Here is a 21,076-nt window from a genome sequence, read left to right on the forward strand (position 1 = left end):
ATCTGGGTGGGCGGGCAGGTCACCGCGCCCGTGCGCGGCACCATCGACCTTTGGGCGCGCTAGGTCATCATCACCTTGGTCTGGGCGACCGCGTCGTCCATGCGACCGATCGCGTGGCGCAGCCGGTGGCGCAGCCAGAGGCCGAGGAAGAGGAAAGGCGGCACGAAGAGAACGAGGATGCCGAGTGCTTGCCAGTAGTCCCAGCCGTAGGTGCCGAAGACCGCGGCGCGCATAGCGCGGATCGAGTGGGTCGCGGGCAGCCAGGGGCTGATCGCCTGCGTCCAGCCCGGCAGCAGCTGTAGCGGGTAGGCGCCGCCCGCCGCCGAGACCTGGAGCACCAGGATGAGCACGCCCACGGCCTTGCCGGCGTTGCTCAGGGAGAGCACCAGCGTGTAGCAGATCAGGTGGAAGACCAGGCTAGAGACCCACCCCGCCATGAAGAGGAGGAAGGGGTGCGCGGGCTCGATGCCCACGTAGATGATGAGCCCCCCCATGAGGAGTGTGGATTGGGCCAGGCCGGTGATCACGAACGTCAGGTAGCGGCCGAAGTACTTCTGGCCCGCGGTGAGGCGGTCGGGATCGACCACGTTCTGTTCGATGGAGCGGTCGTCCATGCGCACGGCCACCGACGTCAACAGGGCGCCCACCCACAGGGCGAGCACGGTGTAGAGCGGGGCCATGCCGGCGCCGAAGCTGACGCGGGGGAAGACCGCCTTGCGCTCCACCTTGATTGGGTCGACGAGGGCGTCGGCGAGCACTTCCGGGTGGCTGGAGACGAGGTCGGCCAGCTTCGTCAGGTCCCCGCTCGAGCGCGCTTGCGCGATCGACTGCTGCGCCTCCTGCATCCTCGCCGCGTTGGCGCGCAGGGATTCCGCCGTGTCGCGCAGTTCCGAACCGGAGGCTGCGAGGGTGTCGCGCAGCGAGCCGGGCCGGTTGGCCAGGGCAGAGGAGACGCCGTCCATGTCCGAGCGGGCCTTGTCGACGTTCGCCCGGACGTTGTCCAGCGAGCCCGACAGCGCCTCGAGGCGCGGGCGGATCCCGGTGTCGTAGGAATTCTTGGCCGAGTCCATCGCCTCGCGGGCCCGGGCGATCGAGTCCTCGATCTCCTGCCGGTCCGCGTTCTTCCCGTCCCTGCCGCCCTGCCCGCCGGTGAGGTGCGCGGCGGCGTCGTTGAGTCGGTCGCGCACGGCCGTCTGGCGGGCGATGGCGTCGTTGAGGTCGCCGACCACCGCGCGCACCCCCGGCTGGGCGTCGGGGGGAAGCGCCGGGGCGACCTGCCCGTTGATGGTGTCGCGCAGGGCCGTGTACTGCTTCACCTGGACATCCACGCGCGCGGCGATGTCCGTCAGGCTCGCGGCGGTGGCCTGGGAGGTGGCGGAGGAGTCCGCCAGCAGCTGGTCGACGCGGTCGCTTACGGCGGCGAAGCTTACCGACGTCGCCCCCAGCGCCGCCGCAAGCGCCGCGCCGTCGCCGCTGAGGCCCGCCCCGGTGACCCCGAGGTCGACGGGGCGGACCTGCCCGAGGGAGTCGCCCAGCGCCCCGGAGATCCGCTCGGCGCTGTCGACGAGCGGCACGCTCGACTCTGTGAGCGAGGCGAGCGCGTCGACGGTGCTAGCGCTGGAGAGCAGCTGGTCGCGGGCGCTGGCGGTGCGCGTCTCGATGGAGTCGAGCGCCTGCTTGGTCTCCGCCTCGTTGAAGAAGTCCGAGGCCGTCTCGATCAGCCCGAAGGACACCTCGGAGAGGGCCCTGGTGAACGACGCGCTGATCTGGGCGCTGACACCCTGAGTGCCGTTGGAAACGAGCAGCGGGGAGATGGGGTTCTTCTTCTCGTTGACGTAGAGGTCGATCCGGCTGGGTTTGGCGTTGCCGGCGTAGAAGGTGAACATGTCGTCGCTCAGCGTGGGCGGCAGGACGATGGCGGCGTAGTACTCACCGGACTTCGCGCCCTCGATGGCGTCGTCGACGTCGGTGATGACCCAGTCCATCGAGTCGTCGCGGTAGAGCTGGGAGAGGACCATGTCGCCGACGTTGACGGCCAGCGGGGTGAGATCGCTCGTGTGGCCGCGGTCGGTGCTGGCCACCGCCACCTCGAGGCGCTCGGTGTTGCCGAATGGGTCCCACGTGGCCAGCACGTTGAACCAGGCGAAGAGGCAGGGGATGACGATCAGGCCGACCATGACGATGCCCGCCATGACGTTGGTGTAGAGCCGGCGCAGGTCGTTGTAGGCGATGGAGAAGACGGTTCTCACTTGGCGCCCTCGCTTTCGGCGTCCCCGGGCCCGATGGGGACGCTGGTGCCAGCGGAGTCGTGGCGGTGTATTACGGCCTCGCGCAGCTCGGTGTCGCCGAGGCGCAAGACCTGTTCGGCATCGACGAGGCTCTGGGTGAAGTACTCCACCGCGCCGAGGTAGAGGATGACCAGCAGCGACCAGCCGACAACGATGGCGAGCATGATCGTCTTGTCGGTGGGCAGGAGCGTGGTGAGCAGGGTGATGATGGCGATGCCGACAACGCCCGCGCCGATCCCGCCGAAGATAAGGGTGCGGTAGTTCTCCCGCAGCATCCGCGCCCGCTTCTCGACGCCCCCGCGGAACTCATCCCGATCCGACAGAGCGGCCATGATGTCGGACGCGCGGTAGGGCGAGCCCATGACCTCCACCTTCTCGCTGGTGATGAGGTTGGTGCGCGCGAGTTGGCGGTTGAACAGGAGGTTGGCGTGCGAGGACGTGAGCCGGAACAGCCAGCCCAGGGCGAAGGCCGCGGCGGACATGGCGAGAAGCGCCGCCATGAAGCGGAGGTAGTGGTGGCCGTAGAACCCAGCGACGGTCTCGCGCATCGCGTCGATGCCGTAGCGGAAGGGGAGGAAGGGGTAGACGTGGCGGAAGAAGGCGGGCATGAGCTCGATGGGGTAGAGGCCCGACGCGCCCGGGATCTGGATGACGACGAGGAAGACGGCGATGCCGCGGCCGATGTGGCCGAGCACGGAGACGATGGTGTAGATGATCCCCGTGTAGGCGACCCCGATGGCGATCGCGGTGGCGAGGAAGGCCGCGACGGACTGCATCTGCACCCCGAAGGCCACGTTGCCGAGCGTCACCACGACGGCCTGGAGCACCGAGAGCGTGGCGAAGAGGAGGAAGCGGCCGAGGTAAGCCTGGCCGACGGTGAGGCGGCGGAAGCCCTCGGTGTCGACCTCGACGCGGAAGATGATCGTCAGCACGAACGCGCCGATCCACAGGGCCAGGTTAGTGAAGAAGGAGGCCATGGAGCTGCCGTAGTTCTCCGTGGGGAAGACGGCCTGCTGCTCGACGGTGACGGGAGAGGAGATGTACTCGCCGATCTTCGCGGAGTTGAGGTTCGTGACAGTGTTGAGGGCCTCCGAGTCGGAGGTGGCCAGGAGGGCGTTGATGTCGGACTGGGCGGAGCGGGCGCCGTCGGCAAGCGTGCCGAGGTTGCCCGAGACCTCGTCGAGGATGCCGAGGCTCGCCGTGAGCTGGTTCTCCACCCCGGCGAGCAGGGAGGTCGTTTCCTCGCGCAGGGCACGCTGGCTGCTCAGCGCGCCGCGCACGGAGGCGACGCTGCCGGAGGCCTGCGCGAGCGAGGCGTTGATCGCGGGCACGGACTCGCCGAGCTGCGTGCTCGCGTCGCGCGCTGCGGCGTTGGAGTCGGCGGTCGCGGCCTCGAGGGAGTCGCCGAGCTCGCCTATCGACGCCAGCGCGGCGCCCGCGCTGCGGTCCACGTTGTTCAGGCCGTCGAGGACGGCGCGGGAGGCGGCGGTACGCTCCTCCAGCGCGCTGACCGCGGCGTCGAGCTGAGCGCGGACCTCGGGCGATAGGGCCGCCCCGGCCGAGATGGCGCGCAGCTGCGCGGCGGCGGATTCGCCCTGCTTAACCACGCCGTCGACCTCGCCGACGGCGGAGCGCACCCGCCCCTGGGCGGTGCCGAGCTGGTCCGTCGCCTCCGCGATGGAGGCGTTGGCGGAGGCGGCGCCGAGGCTGAGCGCGTTGGTGGACTCGACGAGCGCGGTCGACGTGTCGGCGCTGAAACCGGCGGAGGACTTCTGCAGCTCGGCGATGATCCCCTCGGCCTCGCCGAGGGAGGAGTCCACGGACCCGAGGGTGTCGTCGACGGAACCGACGAGGGTGTTCAGCTCGGCGACGACCGGGCGCGCCCCGCTGATGCTCTGCTTCATCGTGGCCACCCGCCCCTGGGCGGCGTCGAGGTCGGCGGCGATCTGGCCGAAGCTCCCGGAGGCCTTGCCTCGGGCCTCCTCGGCGTTATCGCGCGACGCGAACCCCGTGTTGCGCAGCTCGGTCGCCGCGGCCTCGCCGACCTTCTTCTTGAAGGCCTCGGACACGGCCGTGTCGACGGCGGAGGCGCCGGCGTCGGTGATCGAGGGGGCGACGCCGTTGCTCTTCTCGTTGACGTAATACTCCAGCACCGGCTGCGTGTAGGTGCCGCTGACCAGGCTCAGCAGGTCCTCGCTGAACTCGGGCGGGATGAGGAACATGGCGTAGTAGTCGCCGCGCATGAGCCCGTCGCGGGCCTCGTCCTCGGGGAGGAACACCCACCCGATCTTGTCGTTGCCCTTGAGCTGCTCGGTGATCTGCTCGCCGACGTCGACCTCGCCGACGCGCTCGGCGGAGGCGCCGCGGTCGTTGTTGACCACCGCGATGCGGATGTTCTGGGTGTGGGCGTAGGGATCCCAGAAGGCGTTGATGTTGAACCACGCGTAAAGCGCGGGGGTGATGAGCACGCCGACGATGATGATGAAGGCCCGGGGAACGCGCAGCAGGCGACGAATGTCCCGTCCAAGAATCTGCCCGCTCTTTCTCACGTGGCGAGCGTACCCTCGAATGGAGCGTGAGGCGAAACGCCCCGCGGCGGCCCCGCCGGCCCGAAACGCATAAGCTGGCGTCCAAGCTCTCCGAATTATCCCCGGGCCTGCTCGCCGCCGTTGGTGGCACGCCCCTCGTTTCCCTTCCCGAGCTCGGCGGCGGGAACGCCCGGGTCTGGGCCAAACTCGAGTCCTTCAACCCCGGCGGCAGCGCCAAGGATCGCACAGCCCGCGCCCTCGTCGCCGACGCCCTCGAGCGCGGCGTGCTCGGCCCGGGCAGCGTCGTTGTGGAGTCGAGCTCCGGAAACCTGGGCGTGGCTCTGGCCCGCGAGGCGGCCGTCGGCGGGTGGGAGTTCCACTGCGTCGTCGACCCGCGCACCAACCAGGCCACGCTCGCCCACATGCGCGCCCTCGGCGCGCACATCCACCCGGTCGAGGAGCCCGACCCTGAGACGGGGAACTGGCTCACCGCGCGACGCGCGCTGGTGGGGCGCCTCGTCGACGAGCTCGGGGGGCTCAACCTCGACCAGTACTCCAACCGCGCGGCCTTCCGCGCCCACAGCGAGGGGACGAGGCGCGAGATCGTCGAGCAGCTCGGCGCTTCGGCAGGCTCACCCGCACCCTCGAGCGCGTCGCCTTCGGCCCTCCCGCCGATACTGCCAGGGAAGTGCTCGCCCTCATCGACTCCGGGCGCATCCGCACGGACCTGCTCGGGCGCGGGGACGAGGACCTAGCGCAGCTCGCCCGCGAGGTCGGCGCCTCCGCCGTCATCGACGCCGTCAATGCCCCGCCCGGCCTCGTCGAGGGCACCCTCGAGGCGGAGCTGGTGCGCTGCGGCATCGGCCGGGAGCACCCAGAGACCGGCTCGCTCATGGTCGAGCGCGACGGCACCCTCGCGGGCCAGCGCCACATCGCCGCCGCAGGCAGAGTGAGCGAGGGGTGGATCCTCGGGCATGACACGCTGCGCCGCGGCGAGCACGAGGTCATCCCCGCGTGGGCGCGTCGCGTAACACGTGCCGCGCTCGCCGACCCGGAGCGGGTCCACGGCCTGCCGCCGCTGCGGCCGCGCAAGGTGAGCTGGTGGCGTGAAATGCTGGCGGATGGGCAGGAGTGCGCCCGGCTCGTCGAAACGTTTGGCAGCCCCGTCAACGTCGTCAACCCCGCACCGATGCGTGACAACATCGGCGAGCTCGTGCGCGCAGGGGCCGCGGCGGGCGTGGAGACGAAGGTGTTCTTCGCTCGCAAAGCCAACAAGGCGCTGGTATTCGCCGACGAGGCGCGCGGGATGGGCCACGGCGTCGACGTCGCCAGCGAGAACGAGCTGCGCCAAGTGCTCGAGCGGGGGATGCCCGGGGAGCGGATCATCTGCTCCGCGGCGATCAAGTCCGACCGGCTGTTGGCCCTGGCCATCGACAACGCGGTGGTTATCTCCGCGGACAGCCGCGCGGAGGCGGAGCGCATCGCTCGGCTCGCCACCGCGCGCGGCGCGGTGGCCAAGGTCGCGCTCCTGCTCGCCCCGGATTCGCGCACGATGCCGCCGACCCGCTTCGGCGAGCGCCTCGACGCCTGGGCGGAGTACTTTCGCACGCTGCGCCGAAACCTCGGGATCGTGGGAATCCACACGCACCTGCACGGCTACGCGGCGGCGGACCGCGCGTCCGCGCTGCGCGAGTGCATGCGGCTTGTTGACGCGCTGGCTGCATCCGGCCACGCGCCCGCGTTCGTGGAGATTGGGGGAGGTGTGCCCATGTCCTACCTGGCGGATGAGGCGCAATGGCACGCGTACCAGGACGCGATCGCGCTGCAGGGCAGCGGTTACGCCGAGCCCTTTACCTGGAGGTCCGACCCATTGCGGAACACGTACCCGTACTGGCAGGAGCCGACGCGCGGCGCGTGGCTCACCGAGGTACTCTCCGGCGGCGTCGCAGAGGCGCTGCGCGAGCGCGGGTTGCGTCTGCATCTTGAGCCGGGGCGCTCGCTTGTCGACGGCTGCGGGCTAACCCTTGCCAAAGTCGCCTTCACCAAGACCTGTTCCGACGGCGTGCCCCTGGTGGGCCTAGCCATGAACCGCACCCAGTGCCGCACGACCTCGGATGACTTCCTCATCGACCCCTACCTGGTCAAGCGGACCCCGCCGAGCGAGGAGATCGAGGCGTTCTTGGTCGGCGCCTACTGCATTGAGGACGAACTGATCCTGCGGCGCAAGATCCGCTTCCCTGCTGGGGTAGCACCGGGAGACCTCGTCGCGATCCCGAACACCGCTGGGTACTTCATGCGCATCCTGGAGAGCGCGTCGCACCAGATTCCGCTGGCGAAGAACGTGGTGTGGCCCGCGGGGCGCTTGGACGACATCGACGTTCGCTGACGCCCGTTGGCGCCCCCACTGCCAGGCCGGAGCTCGGCTAGAGCTCGGCGCTCAGCCGAGCGGTGGCGTCCTTGAGCGCGGCGCCCCACTTGCCTGCGGGTGAGGGCCTGAGCCGCTCCGCCGGGCCGGAGATGGATAACACCGCGACAAGCGTGCCATCGGGTCCGAATACCGGCGCCGAGACCGAGGCCAAGCCGACTTCGCGCTCGGCGACAGACTCGGCGAACCCGTCGACGCGCACTCGCTCCAGGTCGGCGGTGTCGAACGGCGCGTCGATCGGTGCGTGGGCAGCGAAGACGCGGGCCGCGGATCCGGCGGCAAGCGTCAGGCGGGAGCCGACGGGCACCACATTGTGCAAGCCGCTTTCCGGCTCCTCCGCCGCAATGCAGGTGCGGGTGGATCCGGTGAGTTGGTAAAGCTGGGCAGACTCGCCGGTTGCCGCGACGAGCTCGCGCATCACCGGCGCCGCAGCCGCGAGCAGCTTCGGGGAAGGCCCCGCGGCGTAGCCGGAGAGGGCGGGCCCGAGCCTCCACTCGCCGTGGTCGTTTCGGGCGAGCACGTGGTGAAGCTCGAGTGCTGTCGCGATGCGGTGGGCAGTGGCGCGGGGGAGCTCGGTGTCGTCACTAAGTTCTGCGAGTGTCTTGTCGCCTGCAGCAACGGAGCGTGCGATAGCGACTGCGCGGTCAAGAACTTTGATTCCGGAGCCTTCGTTATACTGTCTCACAGATCGAATCCTAACATCCCATATTGTGAGATGTTGGGAACTGTGTGAAGGAGGACCTCATGGCTGATTCGCCGCTGACATTAGCGGAAAAAGTGTGGCGCGACCACGTGGTGCAGAAAGGGGAAAACGGCGGCCCCGACCTCATCTTCATTGATTTCCAGCTGCTGCACGAGGTGACTTCGCCGCAGGCCTTCGACGGGTTGCGCATGGCGGGGCGCACGATGCGCCACCCGGAGCTGCACCTGGCCACGGAGGACCACAACGTGCCCACCGTCGGCATCACCAACGGCGCGCTGACTGAAATCGCTGAGCCGACGTCGCGCACCCAGGTGGCAACGCTGCGCGACAATTGTGAAGAGTTCGGCGTGAAGTTGCACCCGATGGGCGATGTCCAGCAGGGGATCGTCCACACCGTAGGGCCGCAGTTGGGTATCACGCAGCCGGGCATGACGATTGTGTGCGGCGACTCGCACACCTCCACCCACGGCGCGTTCGGATCGATCGCCATGGGTATCGGTACCTCCGAGGTGGAGCACGTCATGGCCACCCAGACGCTGCCGCTGAAGCCCTTTAAGACGATGGCGATCGAAGTCTCCGGCGAGCTGCAGGAAGGTGTCACGGCCAAGGACTTGATTCTGGCGATCATCGCCAAGATCGGCACTGGCGGCGGTCAGGGCCACATCATCGAGTACCGCGGCGAGGCCATCGAGAAAATGTCGATGGAATCGCGCATGACGCTGTGCAACATGTCCATTGAAGCCGGTGCCCGCGCCGGCATGGTCGCGCCGGATCAGACCACCTTCGACTACGTGGAGGGTCGCGAGTACGCGCCGAAGGGCGCCGACTGGGACGCCGCGGTGGAGTACTGGAAGACGTTGCCTACCGACGAAGGCGCGAGGTTCGACACCGTTGTGGAAATCGACGGCGCGGCGCTGACCCCGTTTGTCACCTGGGGCACCAACCCGGGCCAGGGCCTGCCGCTGGGCGAGAACGTTCCTGACCCGGAGGATTTCACAGACGACACCGCGAAGGCAGCTGCCGAAAAAGCGATCGCTTACATGGACCTCACCCCGGGCACCCCGCTTCGCGACATCGCCATCGACACCGTGTTCTTGGGGTCGTGCACGAACGCCCGCATCGAGGACTTGCGCGCCGCCGCCGAGGTGGTCCAGGGCCGCACAATCGCGCAGAACACCCGCATGCTCGTGGTTCCCAGTTCGACCGTGGTCAAACAGCAAGCCGAGGACGAAGGCCTGGACAAGATCTTCACCGACTTCGGCGCTGAGTGGCGCACCGCAGGTTGCTCAATGTGCCTGGGCATGAACCCGGACCAGTTGAAACCGGGGGAGCGCAGTGCGTCGACAAGCAACCGCAATTTCGAGGGCCGTCAAGGCCCGGGCGGGCGCACCCACCTGGTTTCCCCGCTCGTCGCCGCCGCCACTGCGGTGACTGGCCACCTCGCCAGCCCGGCAGATCTGTAAAGGAGCCCGACCATGGAAAAATTCACCACCCACACCGGCGTCGGCGTCCCGCTGACGCGCACCAACGTCGACACCGACCAGATCATCCCGGCCCGCTACCTCAAGCGCGTCACCCGCACCGGTTTCGAGGACGGCCTGTTTTCAAACTGGCGCGAGTCTGAACCCACGTTCGTGCTCAACCAGGACGCATACAAAAACGGCTCCGTGCTGTTCACCGGCGAGGACTTCGGCACCGGATCGTCTCGCGAGCACGCTGTGTGGGCGCTGATGGACTACGGCTTCCGGGCTGTGTTCAGCCCGCGCTTTGCAGACATCTTCCGCGGCAACGCCGGCAAGGCGGGCCTGCTTGCGGGCGCGATGAACCAGGACGACATCGACCTGATCTGGAAGCACCTCGAACAGCACCCCGGCGACGAAGCGGTCGTCTCACTGGAGGACCGCACCGTAACTGTAGGCGGCAACACCTTCACGTTCGAGATCGACGATTACACCCGCTGGCGCCTCATAGAAGGTCTCGATGATATTGGGCTGACGCTTCGCGACGAAGCCGCCATCGAGCGCTTCGAAGCCGGCCGTCCACCGTTCAAACCGGCCGTCCGAAACTAAGCGGCGGCCGACCGGACGGCAGGATCAACGACCGGGTTTAGGCCCGCTCGTTGATCTTTTGCACTACGTCTGGCGCAAACTGCGCCAGAAAGTCGCGGGAGGCCACGACGACGCCCTGGATACCGGTTCTCACTTGCGCGGCGAACTGGTCGTCGGTGTAGTCCCAGAACCCGGGCAACGAATATGCCGCGGACAGTGCTGTAACGTCGCGCTTTTCATCCTTGATGGCGCTGACCGTGGGGTAGGCCTTGTCAAAGTTGTACTGCTCTACCCAGTCGAGCACCTCGTCGAACCGCTCAGCTTTGACCGATTCCGTCGCGAGGGTGGTCACCACGTTGAGGTTCGGCTCGATGACGTTGATTTCCAACCCGATGCCGGAAAATCCGGAGCGGATCGCGGGTCCCTGCTCCGCTGATTCGTATTTCCAGCCTTCTTTGTCGAACAGCGCCTTGACGCGCTCGATGCTCACGTTGCTCGTCTGTGCGGTCATGTTTTACGCCTCCTGGTTCGAATCGGTGCCGGTGGAGTTCGTCGGCAAGGTCTCTTCAACATCCGGTAGCGCATCGCGCAGGAGTTGCGCGATGTGGTGGATGGCGGAGAAGTAGTACTCCAGCATTTCGCGGATCTGATCGTCGGAAAAACCGTCGTTGGAGAAGAACGGTGCCTCGATTAGCGCAACTGCGGTGTCGTCGTCGCGGCGCACCGGGTGCACGCGCACGAGTGGCATCGTGCGGTTGATTTCGTTGCAGCGCGTGCGAAACGTCGCCACCTGGTCGGCGCCGCGCACCGTGGCCATCCAGCGCGCGGAGGCCTTGAAGCCTTCGTTGGCCACGTCGAAAAAGACGGCCAGGCCCGGAAATGCCGTGCGGGTCTCGCCGGTGTCCTCCTGGTAGTACTTCAGATCCATCGCTTTGAGCGTGGCGGCAATGCGGTCTTGGGAAATGGCGGGAAATGCTGTTGCCATCTGCGCGTCCTTTCTTTTTCGTGAAACGAGTTGTCGCGGTGCTAGATCACGGGCAGGGCCGAGGGAAAGTAGTCGGCGCCGGTGAGTTGGCCGTCGTGGAAGCTCAGCACCCACACGGAGCCTTTCTTGGCGTTGATGTCGCCGTCGATGGGCAAGGTGCCCTGGGCAGACAGCCACGCGAGCATGCCCGGGATGACCTCGCCCTGGGCGCAGACCACGCTGGTGCCGCCTTCCGCGATGACCTCGGTTATCGCGCGTTGGGCGCCCACCATGTCCTCGAGCCACGCGTCGTCGCCGAAGCGCTTGTCGACGACCACGTCAAGGCCACTTTCATCCGCCAGCGGCGCGACCGTGGTCTGGCAGCGCTCGGGAACAGCCGAGTAGATGCGCTCGGGGTTGAACGCGCTGAGCAAAGGCACGAGCATCTCGGACTGGCGGCGGCCCTTCTTGTCCAGCGGGCGCAGGTTGTCGTCGCCGGACCACTTGGCGCGGTCGTGCGCGCGGGCATGGCGCACGTAAAGGATGCGTGCGTCGGCCGGGGTGCGGAAGCGCTTCTGCGCCTTGGCGAGCACCTCGCGGTCGAGGTCGTAGGTCATGAGCGCAATCGCTTCGTCGATCGGCAGCCAGCGGATCTCGTCGACTTCGTCGTTGGGCACGAACTCGCCGCCGGTGACCTCACCGGTCCAGTAGTAGACCACCTTCGTGGTCTTCTTCACCGGGTAGACGGTCTTGCCCAAGTGCTTGCCCAGGCGCACGTCGTAGCCGGTTTCCTCCTTGATCTCGCGCACAGCGGTCTGCACGAGGGACTCGTCGGGGTCGACCTTGCCCTTGGCCAGCGACCAGTCGTCGTAATGCGGGCGGTGGATGCAGGCGACCTCGACAGTCTCGGGCTCGCGTAGGTTGCCGCGCCACAGCACCGCACCGGCCGCCAAAGTGGTCCGTTTAAACTCGTCCTGCGGTTTGAGCGGTATCTCCTGGAGACGACCGGTGAGAAACTTCTCGCCTTGGGCGTCTTTGTCTTGTTCGTGGAGCTCTCCGCTTTTGGCGGTGGCTTTCGAGGCGTTCGTAGGCATGCCTTCCATTGTTACGCACATGGGCTGGCAGCGCTACGAATGGTACGTTGAACCGGATAGTCAGGCTGGGAGGATGCGGAAAATATGGTGAACGTAGCGGTACTTGGCGCGGGGTCATGGGGCACGACTCTGGCGAAGGTGTTCGCAGACGCGGGCAACCGGGTCACGTTGTGGGCCCGCAGGCCCGCGCTTGCGGAAACGATTGAAAACACGCGCGTAAATCCGGAGTACTTGCCCGGTATCGAGTTGTCGCCCGCCATCGAGGCGACGTCCGATGCGCAGTACGCGCTTGACGACGCCGCCATTGTCGTTTTCGGCGTCCCCAGCCAGACGATGCGCGACAACGTGTCCAAGTGGGCGCCGATGATCCCGTCGGACGCGACGATGCTGTCGATTTCCAAGGGCGTGGAAACTGGCACGCACCAGCGTATGAGCCAGGTCATCGCCGAGGTCACCGGGGCAGACCCGGATCGCATCGCCGTGCTGAGCGGGCCGAACCTGTCGCGCGAGGTCGCACTGGAGCAGCCGGCCGCGACTGTGATCGCCTGCACGGACGGAAACCGGGCGAAGCTCGTTCAGGCGGCGTGCGCCACGACGTACCTGCGCCCGTACACCAACACCGACGTCGTCGGCTGCGAGATCGGCGGCGCGACGAAAAACGTCATCGCGCTCGCCTGCGGCATGGCGGCCGGCCAGGGGCTGGGGGACAACACCACGGCCTCCCTGATCACCCGCGGCCTGGCTGAGACGACGCGGCTTGGCGACGCACTCGGCGCCGACCCGCGCACGTTCGCCGGCCTCGCGGGCATAGGCGACTTGGTGGCCACATGCGCCTCGCCGTTGTCGCGCAACCGCACCTTCGGCGCTGCCCTCGGCGAAGGCGCCACGATGGAAGAGGCGAAGGCGGCGACCAAGGGGCAGGTGGCCGAGGGCGTGGTGTCGTCGAGAAGCATCTTCCAGCTCGCAGAGGCGAACGGGGTCGAGATGCCGATCACCCAGGCGGTGTACGCGGTGTGCCACGAGGGTTTCCGGGTGCCCGACACCATTGCGGCGCTGATGGGGCGCAGCAAGAAGGCGGAGTAAAACACGCCGCGCGCGGGCTGTAAATTGGTCTGCGTGATTCGCGTAGCTGTTCTCTACGGTGGCATGTCCACCGAGCATTCGATTTCCTGCATCTCCGCCGCGTCCGTGATGGAGCACATGCCTGCGGACTACGAGGTGTTCCCGATCGGGATCACCCGAGACGGCGTGTGGGTCGAAGGCACCACCGACCCGGTTGCGGGCGTGGCGCTGCCGGAGGTACCGGAGGGCCGCGAGGTTGCGCTGTCCATCAACCCCACACGCAAGGGGCTGATTTTTGACGTCGCCACCGGTGAGGAACTCGTCCACGTCGACGCTGTTTTCCCAGTCTTGCACGGCAAGTACGGCGAGGACGGCACCGTCCAGGGACTCCTCGAGCTCGCCGGCGTGCCGTACGTCGGCCCGGGCGTGTTGGCCTCCGCGTGCGGAATGGACAAGGAGTACATGAAAAAACTCGTCGCAGCCGAGGGCATCGCAATTACCCGCGAGGTGATCTTGGACGGGCGCAGCTCGCTGGACGACGACGAACGTGACCACCTCGGCCTACCCGTCTTCGTCAAACCAGCCAACGGCGGCTCATCCATCGGCGTGTCCAAGGTGAGCGACTGGGCGGACTTCGCCGCCGCCTACGCCCTTGCACGCGAGTCGGACGAGAAGGTCATCGTGGAAGCCGAGCTGGTTGGCGACGAGGTGGAAATCGGCGTCCTCGAGCGCCCCGACGGCACCATCGCCGCATCCGTGCCGGCGAAACTCAACGGCACCGAGGAATCTGCGGAGGGCTTTTACGGCTTTGAGACGAAATACCTCGAAGACGGCGTGACGGCGACGATCCCGGCGCAGTACGACGAAGAACTGACCAAGCGGCTGCAGGACACGGCCGTGACGTGCTTTAAGGCGCTGAACTGTAAGTCGCTGACCCGCGTGGACTTCTTCGTTACCGAAGAGGGGCCGGTGTTCAACGAGGTCAACACGATGCCGGGCTTCACGTCGATTTCGATGTATCCGCAGGTGTGGGCGGCCAGCGGCGTGGACTACCCGCAGCTACTGGACACGCTCATCCAGACCGCGCTGCGTTAGCGGGCTACTTCGCCTCGGCGGTGTGCTCGGCGATCAGGTCGGTGAGGTTGGTGATCGCTTCATTGCTCTCGGCCTGTGGCAGGGAGGCGGCGATACCGCTATCGCGGCCGAGGGCGTACCAGGTCGAAGCGGTGGTGCCGTTAGCAAGCTTCACGTCCTCGAACCACGGGATGCCGTTGACCTGGGCCAACTGCTCGCCCGGGCCGTAGTTCGGCGAGGGCGCCACGCCGCAGCGCACCACGATCGGGTCACGACCCTTGGCGTGCCAGGCCACTGTGTTGTCGCCTGCCGGCTCAGTGCGGGTGTAGCCCTCGGCGATGGACTCCGGTGCGGCGTCCAACAACCCGGAGCACTTCGATGAGTCGGCGGCTTCAAGTTCTGTCAGCGGGGCGGGGTTGCGTGGCTGGTCGTGCTGCTCGAGCGCGGCGAGGTCCAGCCCGTCGACCGGAGCGCCGCCGTCGAGCTGTTCGGTGTCCGCCGTGACTGCGACAACAGGCGAGCGGTCCACCGTGTACCAGGTGGCCAGGGTGGACTGCGGCGTGATGTCGTCGACACGCAGCCATCTCGCCCCGTCGATGTCCTCGGTTATGGCGTAGTCGGTGTACTGCGCGGGGATGTCCACCCCGCAGCGCAGGGTGATGCGCTCGGTGGAGGAGGAGCGCCACGCCGCAGCGCCCGCTGGTGCCGGTTCGGCGAGTTCGGCGCGGGGGTGGCCGTGCAGGTCCGACGGGAGGTCGCCGATAAGCGACGCGCACGCTTGCGAATCGGCCTGTGGCGCGGGCAAATCTGTCATCGCGACGGGCTGCAGCGCCACCTGGTTGAAGTAGATGCGCGCGCCCACCACGGCGCCGATGACCAACAACAGCGCTAGCCCAAGACTGATCGCGATGGCTGTGCGGTTAATCTGTGGTTCGTGCGCCGTAGTTGTCATGGCGGAACAGTCTAACGAAAGGGCAGCGCTACCCGTGATCACCACAGGATTTCCCACCGCCGGGCCGACGCTTGAAGATGTAGGCGAGCAGGCGGTGATCAAAGCGATCCGCGCCGCAGCTCCGTCCGACCTCAACGGCGACGACGCCGCTGTGCTCATCCCGTCGGTGCCGAACTCGCGCGTGGTGGCGGGCACGGACATGCTGGTGGAGGGGCGCCACTTCACCCGTGAGACCACCACGCCGTACCTGCTCGGGCGCAAGGCGGCGGTGCAGAACTTTGCGGACATCGAGGCCATGGGTGCTCGCGCAATCGCCGTGTTGATGTCGGTCTCGGCCTCAAGCGACACCCCGGCCGCCGTGGTGGAGGAACTCGCCCGCGGCATCGGGGATATGGCGGGCGAGTACGGCTGCGAGCTCGTCGGCGGCGATGTCACCGGCGGTGGGCAGCTCGTCGTGTCCGTCACGGCGATCGGCTCGCTCGGCGGCAACCGCGAAGAGTTGCGGATGTCTAGCGCCCGGCCGGGCCAGCGTGTCGTCGCCCACGGGCACATCGGCTACTCGGCGGCCGGGCTGGCGCTATTGCAGGCAGGGGTGGACATCCCCGCAGAGCTTGAGGTGCTCGTTCAGGCCCACCAGGTTCCGCAGTTGGTGCCGGGCCGCGGCGTGGTCGCGCGTGCGGCGGGGGCGACGGCGATGACGGATAACTCCGACGGGCTGATCCGCGACATCGGCATGGTGGCCGACGCCTCCGGGGTGGGCATCGACCTGTCCTCGGTCTCGATCACACCGGACGACACGCTGCGCGCCGCCGGGAAACTTCTCGAGGTGGACCCGTGGCAGTGGGTGCTCACCGGCGGCGAGGACCACACGCTCATCGGCACCATCGATGGCTCGGCGCCGGTCGGGTTTCGCTCGATCGGCACCGTCACACGCAAATCGGGTGTGCGTATCGACGGCGAAGCGCCCGCAACCACCACAGGATGGGAGAGTTTCTAGATGCTTCCGGTGCACGAATCCTGGCAGGAACCGCTGGCAGGGGTGGAAGACCAAATCCACGCGATGGGCGATTTTCTGCGCGGCGAGGATGCCTACTTGCCGCGCGGCAACGACATCCTGCGCGCGTTTGCGGACCCGTTCGAGGATGTACGCGTGCTCATCCTGGGCCAGGATCCGTACCCCACACCGGGGCACCCGATGGGGCTGGCGTTTTCCACCCAGCCCGGTGTCGCGGCGCCGCGTTCGCTGGTGAATATCTACCGCGAACTTCACGACGACCTCGGGGTTCCGCCGCGCAGCGACGGCGACCTATCGAATTGGTCGAAGCAAGGCATTTTGCTGCTTAACCGTGTGCTCACCGTGCGCCCGGGCAAGCCGGCGTCGCACCGGGGCAAGGGCTGGGAGGCGGTCACCCAGGCTGCCATCGAGGCGCTTGTAGCACGCGACACTCCGCTGGTGGCGTTGTTGTGGGGCCGCGATGCGCAGACGGCCGCGAAGTTCCTGGGCAGCACGCCGCGGATCGAGTCGCCGCACCCCTCGCCGCTGTCGGCGTCGCGCGGCTTCTTCGGCTCGCGCCCGTTTTCCCGCGCGAACGAGGCGCTTGAGGCACAGGGCGCGAAACCCGTCGACTGGAGCCTGTAAAAGTCCCTGTAAGCTTTGCCACCATGTCTGCCTCCCCGCTTATCGACGGCCCGCGGCTGCGCGCCTGGGCCCGCCGCGCCGCCGCTGAGCTCGACCGCCGGCGGGTGGAGATCAACCAGTTAAACGTCTTTCCCGTCCCCGACGCCGACACCGGCTCCAACATGGCGCACACCATGCGCTCGGCGTGCGAGGAAGCGCAGTTGCTTGACGACGACGCACACGTGGTCGACGTCGCCGAGGCCCTGGCCGTCGGTGCGGTGCGCGGCGCGCGCGGCAACTCTGGCGTGGTGCTCTCGCAGGTCATCCGGGGTGTGGCGCAGTCGGTGAAGGACGACGCCTCCGACGGGGAGATGTTCGCCGACGCGCTCGCCAATGCGGTGCGGTTCGTCGACCAGGCGATTGCGGATCCGGTTGAAGGCACCGTGGTCACTGTGTTGCGCGCCGCCTCCGTCGCCGCACAGCAGGCGATCGAGGACGCTGGGGTGCACGACGGGCTTTCCATGATCGAGGTGGCAGGCCCGGCGACCTCCGCCGCGCGCCAGGCTTTGGCGAACACGCCCTCGCAGTTACCGGCGCTTCGCGACGCTGGCGTGGTCGACGCCGGCGGCACCGGCCTGGTCATCCTGCTCGAGGCCGTGCTGGAGGAGGCCGGGGTCGAAGCCCCGATGCACGATGTTGGGACTGCAGGGGAGGGTGAGACCGGTCACGTGGAGTCGTCGTCAAGCGCGCCCCCTCTCGAGGTGCTCTTCGCCTTCCGCGGGGATATCGCGGCGCTGAAGCAGGAACTGACCCCGATGGGCGACAGCCTGGTGACCGCGCGGCTTGCCGACGACGAGGCCACCGTGCACATCCACTCCTTCGACGCCGGCGCGGTGATCGAAACCGCCTACAGGCTTGGTGAAGTGAGCAATTTGCGCCTCGAGGTGCTGCCCGGCGCGCCCGCGGTGCACAACCCGGAGCGGCTGATTATTGCCGTGACGCCGCCCGGCTCGCTCACGCAGCTCTACAGCCAGGCCGGCGCGGTTGCGGTGGCGCCTGGCGAGGACGTGATTTCGGAGATGCTCTCGGCGATTCGCCGCTCCGGCAGCCAGGAGATCATCGTGCTGCCCAACGGCTTGCTCAGCAGCCGGAACTTGGCTGCGGTGGAAAAGGCGACGCGCGCGCTCGAGCAGACCATTACGTTGCTGCCCACGGTGCGCCTCGTCTCGGGTATCGCGGCGCTGTCTGTGCACGATCCGAACCAGCCGCTGGCTACCGCGGCGTTTTCCATGTCGGAGGCCGCCGGTGAGATGCGCACGGCGGTCGCACAGCGCGCGGAAAAGGGCGCGCTGACCTTGAGCGGTGCGGTGGCGAAGGGTGATGTGGTCGTCTCCGCGCGCGGCGAGACGCTGCTCATTGCCGACGACCCGCTGGACGCGGTCACCCGCGCCTGCAAGCGCCTACTTGAGCACGGCGGCGAGCAGGTCACAGTGCTGTTCGACCCGGAAGAACTCACCGAAGACCAGCTCCGCCCGTTGGAAGACAGCCTCGGTGTCGAAGTGATGGTCTATCCTGCAGACGGTTTGCAAGCGTGCGCGGAGATCGGGGTGGAGTAAATGCTGGGGTTTGAGGACAATCGCCCGCTCGGGGAGGTCATTCCCGCAAAACAAGCGAGGGCGATTGAGAAATACCTCGGCATCACCACATGCGGCGAACTGCTGCGCTACTACCCGCGCCGCTACCTGCACTACGGCACTGGTGCCGATTTGAGCGGGGTGCAAGCCGGCGACACGGTCACCGTAGTCGGCCAGGTGCTGGATTCCGTGACCTATCCGAGCAAGAAGCAGCCGAAGCGGCCGATCACCAAGGTGGACGTCCACGACGGCGCCACCTTGTTCAAGGTCTCGTTTTTCGGTTCCAACTACGCCAGACGCGTGCTCCAACCTGGCCGACAGGTGATGTTCACCGGCAAACTCGACTACTACCGCGGCGAACCGCAATTGCAGCACCCGGACTTTGTGCTGCTTGACGGGCCCACTGAAGCGACGGGCGCGCTGCGGCAACTCGGTCACTTCGGCGATATCGAACAGATGCTTGCCGGCCGGGAGTGGTTGCCGCTGTACCGCAAAAAAGACAAGCTGAACTCGTGGACGGTCATGGGCGCGATCCACACCGTGCTCAAAACGCTTCCGCGTATCGACGAGCCCCTCGGCTTCACCCCGATTGGATTACTGCCGCTCAACGCCGCGGTGCGCCAGGTCCACGAGCCCGGGCCGGAGGGCCCTTGGCGTGCTGTGGAGCGGTTGAAGTACGACGAGGCGCTGTCGGTGGCACTTGCGATGGGGGTGCGACGCATGGACGCCGCAGCCCACAGCGCACCCGAATTGCCGTACAAGCAGGACGGCGACGAGGCCGCGCTGCTTGAACGCCTGCCGTTTCCGCTCACGCGCGGCCAGAAAGAGGTGGTGGCGGACATCACAGGGGACATGGCGAACAACACCCCGATGAGTCGCCTGCTGCAAGGCGAGGTCGGCTCCGGTAAAACCATCGTGTCGCTGCTGGCCATGCTGCAGGCCGTGGACAACGGGGCCCAGGCGGCGCTGCTCGCACCGACCGAGGTGCTGGTCATGCAGCACGCCCGGTCGCTGACGATGACGCTTTTGAACGCTGGCCTGCCCACCCGCGTGGTGGCGCTGACCGGTTCGATGCCTGTTGCACAACGCCAGGACGCGCTGCTGAAGATTGTCTCCGGAGAGGCAGACATTGTCGTCGGTACGCACGCGCTGCTGCAAGAGGGCGTGGACTTTTTCAACCTGGGGCTGGTCGTCGTCGACGAGCAGCACCGCTTCGGCGTCGAGCAACGCGACACACTGCGCGAAAAGGCGGGGGAGACCACCCCGCACCTGCTTGTGATGACGGCGACACCGATTCCCCGCACCATCGCAATCACCGTTTTCGGCGACTTGGAAGTCTCCACACTGCGCGAACTGCCGGGCGGGCGCAAACCGATCCAGTCCGCGGTCGTGCCGGAATTCAAGCCGCGCTGGGTGGAGCGCGCGTGGGAGAAGATCCGCGAGGAGGTCGCCGCCGGTCACCAGGCGTACGTAGTCTGCCCGCGCATCGACGGCGAGGGAGGCGTGCTCGAGGTGGCCGAGGAACTGTCCGCCACCGAGTACAAGGATCTCGAAGTCGGCGTGTTGCACGGCCGGATGAAGGGCGAGGAGAAAGACGCCGTGATGGCCGACTTCGCCAAAGGCGGCCTCGATGTGCTCATCTCCACCACAGTCATCGAGGTCGGCGTGGACGTGCCCAACGCGACGGTGATGATGGTGCGCGAGTCCGAGCACTTCGGAGTCTCCCAACTGCACCAGTTGCGAGGTCGCGTGGGCCGCGGCGGCAACGCCTCGTTGTGCTTGTTCCACACGCTCGCAGAAGAGGGCACGCCAGGCTTTACCCGCGTGTCCCAGGTGGCGGCGACGTCCGACGGATTCGCGCTTGCAGAGTTGGACCTGCTCAACCGCGGTGAAGGCGACGTGCTGGGCACCGGCCAGTCCGGCATCAAGCGGACCTTGAAACTGATCAACATGGTGGAGGACTACGACATCGTGCGCCGCGCCTACGACGACGCTGCACACCTGGTAAAAAACAACCCGGAATTCGCCCGCGCCGCTACCGCCGACTTCGAGGCGGAGGACTTCGAATATTTGGACAAGAGCTAGCGCGTTAGAGTTGTCGGCATGAACCGCATCATCTCGGGCGAGGCCCGCGGCCGCAAGATTAAGGTGCCGCCGGAAGGTACCCGCCCCACATCCGACCGTGCGCGCGAGGGACTGTTCTCGTCGCTGCAGGTGCGCTTTGGGTTCGTCGATAAGCATGTGCTCGACCTGTTCGCCGGCTCCGGCGCCCTCGGGTTGGAAGCTGCCTCGCGCGGCGCGGCGGAGGTTGTGCTGGTGGAAAACGACCCGGAGGCTTGCCAGATCATCGAGTACAACGCGGGCGTGGTTAAGCACCCGAACGTGCGCGTCGAGCAGATGAAGGCCTCCACCTACGTCGCCAACGCGCCGAAGCGGTACTTCGACACGGTGCTCGCTGACCCGCCGTACGACCTTGCCGACGAGGCTGTCGCCGAAATGGTTGAGGCGCTCAAACCGATCCTCACCGACGGTGCGGTGGTCGTCGTCGAGCGCCACCGCGACAGCCCCGAGACCGCTTGGCCTGAAGAATTCACCCCGACCGGTCAGAAACTCAAGCGACGCATCTACGGCATCGCGCGTATGGATATGGCCGTGTACTGGGACCCGGAAGTAGAGGACAACTAAC

The 21,076-nt window shown here is 67.2% G+C and carries 16 protein-coding genes and 2 pseudogenes; 11 read left to right on the plus strand and 7 right to left on the minus strand.

The genetic code is table 11. The annotated features are described in order from the left end of the window. Nucleotides 1–59 precede the first annotated feature (59 nt). Both IAU68_RS05265 and IAU68_RS05270 read right to left on the minus strand, forming a co-directional pair. Nucleotides 60–2,249 (minus strand): YhgE/Pip domain-containing protein, encoded by a 2,190-nt coding sequence (locus tag IAU68_RS05265; RefSeq protein WP_171193402.1) that lies wholly within the window; start codon nucleotides 2,247–2,249, stop codon nucleotides 60–62. Next, on the minus strand, nucleotides 2,246–4,837 hold the full coding sequence (locus IAU68_RS05270; RefSeq protein WP_171193401.1) for a YhgE/Pip domain-containing protein: 2,592 nt from the start codon (nucleotides 4,835–4,837) through the stop codon (nucleotides 2,246–2,248). Before IAU68_RS05270 ends, IAU68_RS05265 begins: the two co-directional genes overlap by 4 nt. Nucleotides 4,838–4,863: 26 nt before the next feature. Here IAU68_RS05270 and IAU68_RS11485 point away from each other — a divergent pair. Next, nucleotides 4,864–5,379: pseudogene (locus IAU68_RS11485) on the plus strand (pyridoxal-phosphate dependent enzyme); the annotation flags it as partial. A gap of 41 nt (nucleotides 5,380–5,420) precedes the next feature. Next, nucleotides 5,421–7,202, plus strand: a pseudogene (locus tag IAU68_RS05280) (alanine racemase); the annotation flags it as partial. Nucleotides 7,203–7,239: 37 nt separating this feature from the next. Here the strand turns inward: IAU68_RS05280 and IAU68_RS05285 are convergent. Further along, nucleotides 7,240–7,926: an IclR family transcriptional regulator gene (locus IAU68_RS05285; protein ID WP_171193400.1), complete on the minus strand. Its 687-nt coding sequence runs from the start codon at nucleotides 7,924–7,926 to the stop codon at nucleotides 7,240–7,242. A gap of 59 nt (nucleotides 7,927–7,985) precedes the next feature. Here IAU68_RS05285 and leuC point away from each other — a divergent pair, with 59 nt between their 5' ends. Further along, nucleotides 7,986–9,407, plus strand: a complete 1,422-nt coding sequence (leuC, locus tag IAU68_RS05290) for a 3-isopropylmalate dehydratase large subunit (RefSeq protein ID WP_171193399.1) — start codon at nucleotides 7,986–7,988, stop codon at nucleotides 9,405–9,407. A gap of 12 nt (nucleotides 9,408–9,419) precedes the next feature. Next, the gene (gene leuD, locus IAU68_RS05295; RefSeq protein ID WP_171193398.1) at nucleotides 9,420–10,013 is read left to right on the plus strand and encodes a 3-isopropylmalate dehydratase small subunit; all 594 of its coding nucleotides are present in this window, start codon (nucleotides 9,420–9,422) and stop codon (nucleotides 10,011–10,013) included. Between the two features lie 37 nt (nucleotides 10,014–10,050). Here the strand turns inward: leuD and IAU68_RS05300 are convergent, their stop codons facing one another. Genes IAU68_RS05300 through IAU68_RS05310 form a run of 3 tightly spaced genes read right to left on the minus strand, consistent with a single transcriptional unit; the run spans nucleotide 10,051 to nucleotide 12,050 of the window. After that, a complete protein-coding gene (locus IAU68_RS05300) occupies nucleotides 10,051–10,503 on the minus strand; it encodes a hypothetical protein (RefSeq protein ID WP_171193397.1) in 453 nt (150 codons plus the stop codon). Nucleotides 10,504–10,506: 3 nt separating this feature from the next. Further along, nucleotides 10,507–10,977: a YbjN domain-containing protein gene (locus IAU68_RS05305; RefSeq protein WP_171193396.1), complete on the minus strand. Its 471-nt coding sequence runs from the start codon at nucleotides 10,975–10,977 to the stop codon at nucleotides 10,507–10,509. 41 nt (nucleotides 10,978–11,018) lie between these two features. Continuing rightward, the gene (locus tag IAU68_RS05310) at nucleotides 11,019–12,050 is read right to left on the minus strand and encodes an NUDIX hydrolase (RefSeq protein ID WP_171193395.1); all 1,032 of its coding nucleotides are present in this window, start codon (nucleotides 12,048–12,050) and stop codon (nucleotides 11,019–11,021) included. 84 nt (nucleotides 12,051–12,134) lie between these two features. Between IAU68_RS05310 and IAU68_RS05315 the strand changes: the two genes are divergently transcribed. Both IAU68_RS05315 and IAU68_RS05320 read left to right on the plus strand, forming a co-directional pair. Then, nucleotides 12,135–13,133 carry an NAD(P)H-dependent glycerol-3-phosphate dehydrogenase gene (locus IAU68_RS05315; protein ID WP_186337532.1) on the plus strand — a complete coding sequence of 333 codons (999 nt, stop codon included), beginning with the start codon at nucleotides 12,135–12,137 and terminating at the stop codon, nucleotides 13,131–13,133. Nucleotides 13,134–13,157: 24 nt separating this feature from the next. Beyond that, nucleotides 13,158–14,207 carry a D-alanine--D-alanine ligase family protein gene (locus IAU68_RS05320; RefSeq protein ID WP_186337533.1) on the plus strand — a complete coding sequence of 350 codons (1,050 nt, stop codon included), beginning with the start codon at nucleotides 13,158–13,160 and terminating at the stop codon, nucleotides 14,205–14,207. 4 nt (nucleotides 14,208–14,211) lie between these two features. On the opposite strand, the gene IAU68_RS05325 is transcribed toward IAU68_RS05320, so the two are convergent. After that, on the minus strand, nucleotides 14,212–15,138 hold the full coding sequence (locus tag IAU68_RS05325; RefSeq protein ID WP_171193394.1) for a DUF3515 domain-containing protein: 927 nt from the start codon (nucleotides 15,136–15,138) through the stop codon (nucleotides 14,212–14,214). A 34-nt stretch (nucleotides 15,139–15,172) separates the two neighbouring features. On the opposite strand from IAU68_RS05325, the gene IAU68_RS05330 reads away from it, so the two are divergent. From IAU68_RS05330 to rsmD, 5 genes are read left to right on the plus strand one after another with little or no spacing between them, the layout of a single operon-like run. Then, complete coding sequence (locus tag IAU68_RS05330) at nucleotides 15,173–16,135, plus strand: thiamine-phosphate kinase (RefSeq protein ID WP_231699107.1); 963 nt, start codon at nucleotides 15,173–15,175, stop codon at nucleotides 16,133–16,135. After that, the gene (locus IAU68_RS05335) at nucleotides 16,136–16,777 is read left to right on the plus strand and encodes a uracil-DNA glycosylase (protein WP_171193392.1); all 642 of its coding nucleotides are present in this window, start codon (nucleotides 16,136–16,138) and stop codon (nucleotides 16,775–16,777) included. 23 nt (nucleotides 16,778–16,800) lie between these two features. Next, on the plus strand, nucleotides 16,801–18,372 hold the full coding sequence (locus tag IAU68_RS05340) for a DAK2 domain-containing protein (RefSeq protein WP_171193391.1): 1,572 nt from the start codon (nucleotides 16,801–16,803) through the stop codon (nucleotides 18,370–18,372). Next, on the plus strand, nucleotides 18,373–20,475 hold the full coding sequence (locus IAU68_RS05345) for an ATP-dependent DNA helicase RecG (protein WP_171193390.1): 2,103 nt from the start codon (nucleotides 18,373–18,375) through the stop codon (nucleotides 20,473–20,475). It abuts the gene before it with no gap. Between the two features lie 18 nt (nucleotides 20,476–20,493). Next, nucleotides 20,494–21,075 (plus strand): 16S rRNA (guanine(966)-N(2))-methyltransferase RsmD, encoded by a 582-nt coding sequence (gene rsmD / locus IAU68_RS05350; RefSeq protein WP_171193389.1) that lies wholly within the window; start codon nucleotides 20,494–20,496, stop codon nucleotides 21,073–21,075. Nucleotide 21,076: the final 1 nt, after the last annotated feature.

This window comes from Corynebacterium lujinxingii, from assembly GCF_014490555.1.
Lineage (GTDB): Bacteria > Actinomycetota > Actinomycetes > Mycobacteriales > Mycobacteriaceae > Corynebacterium > Corynebacterium lujinxingii.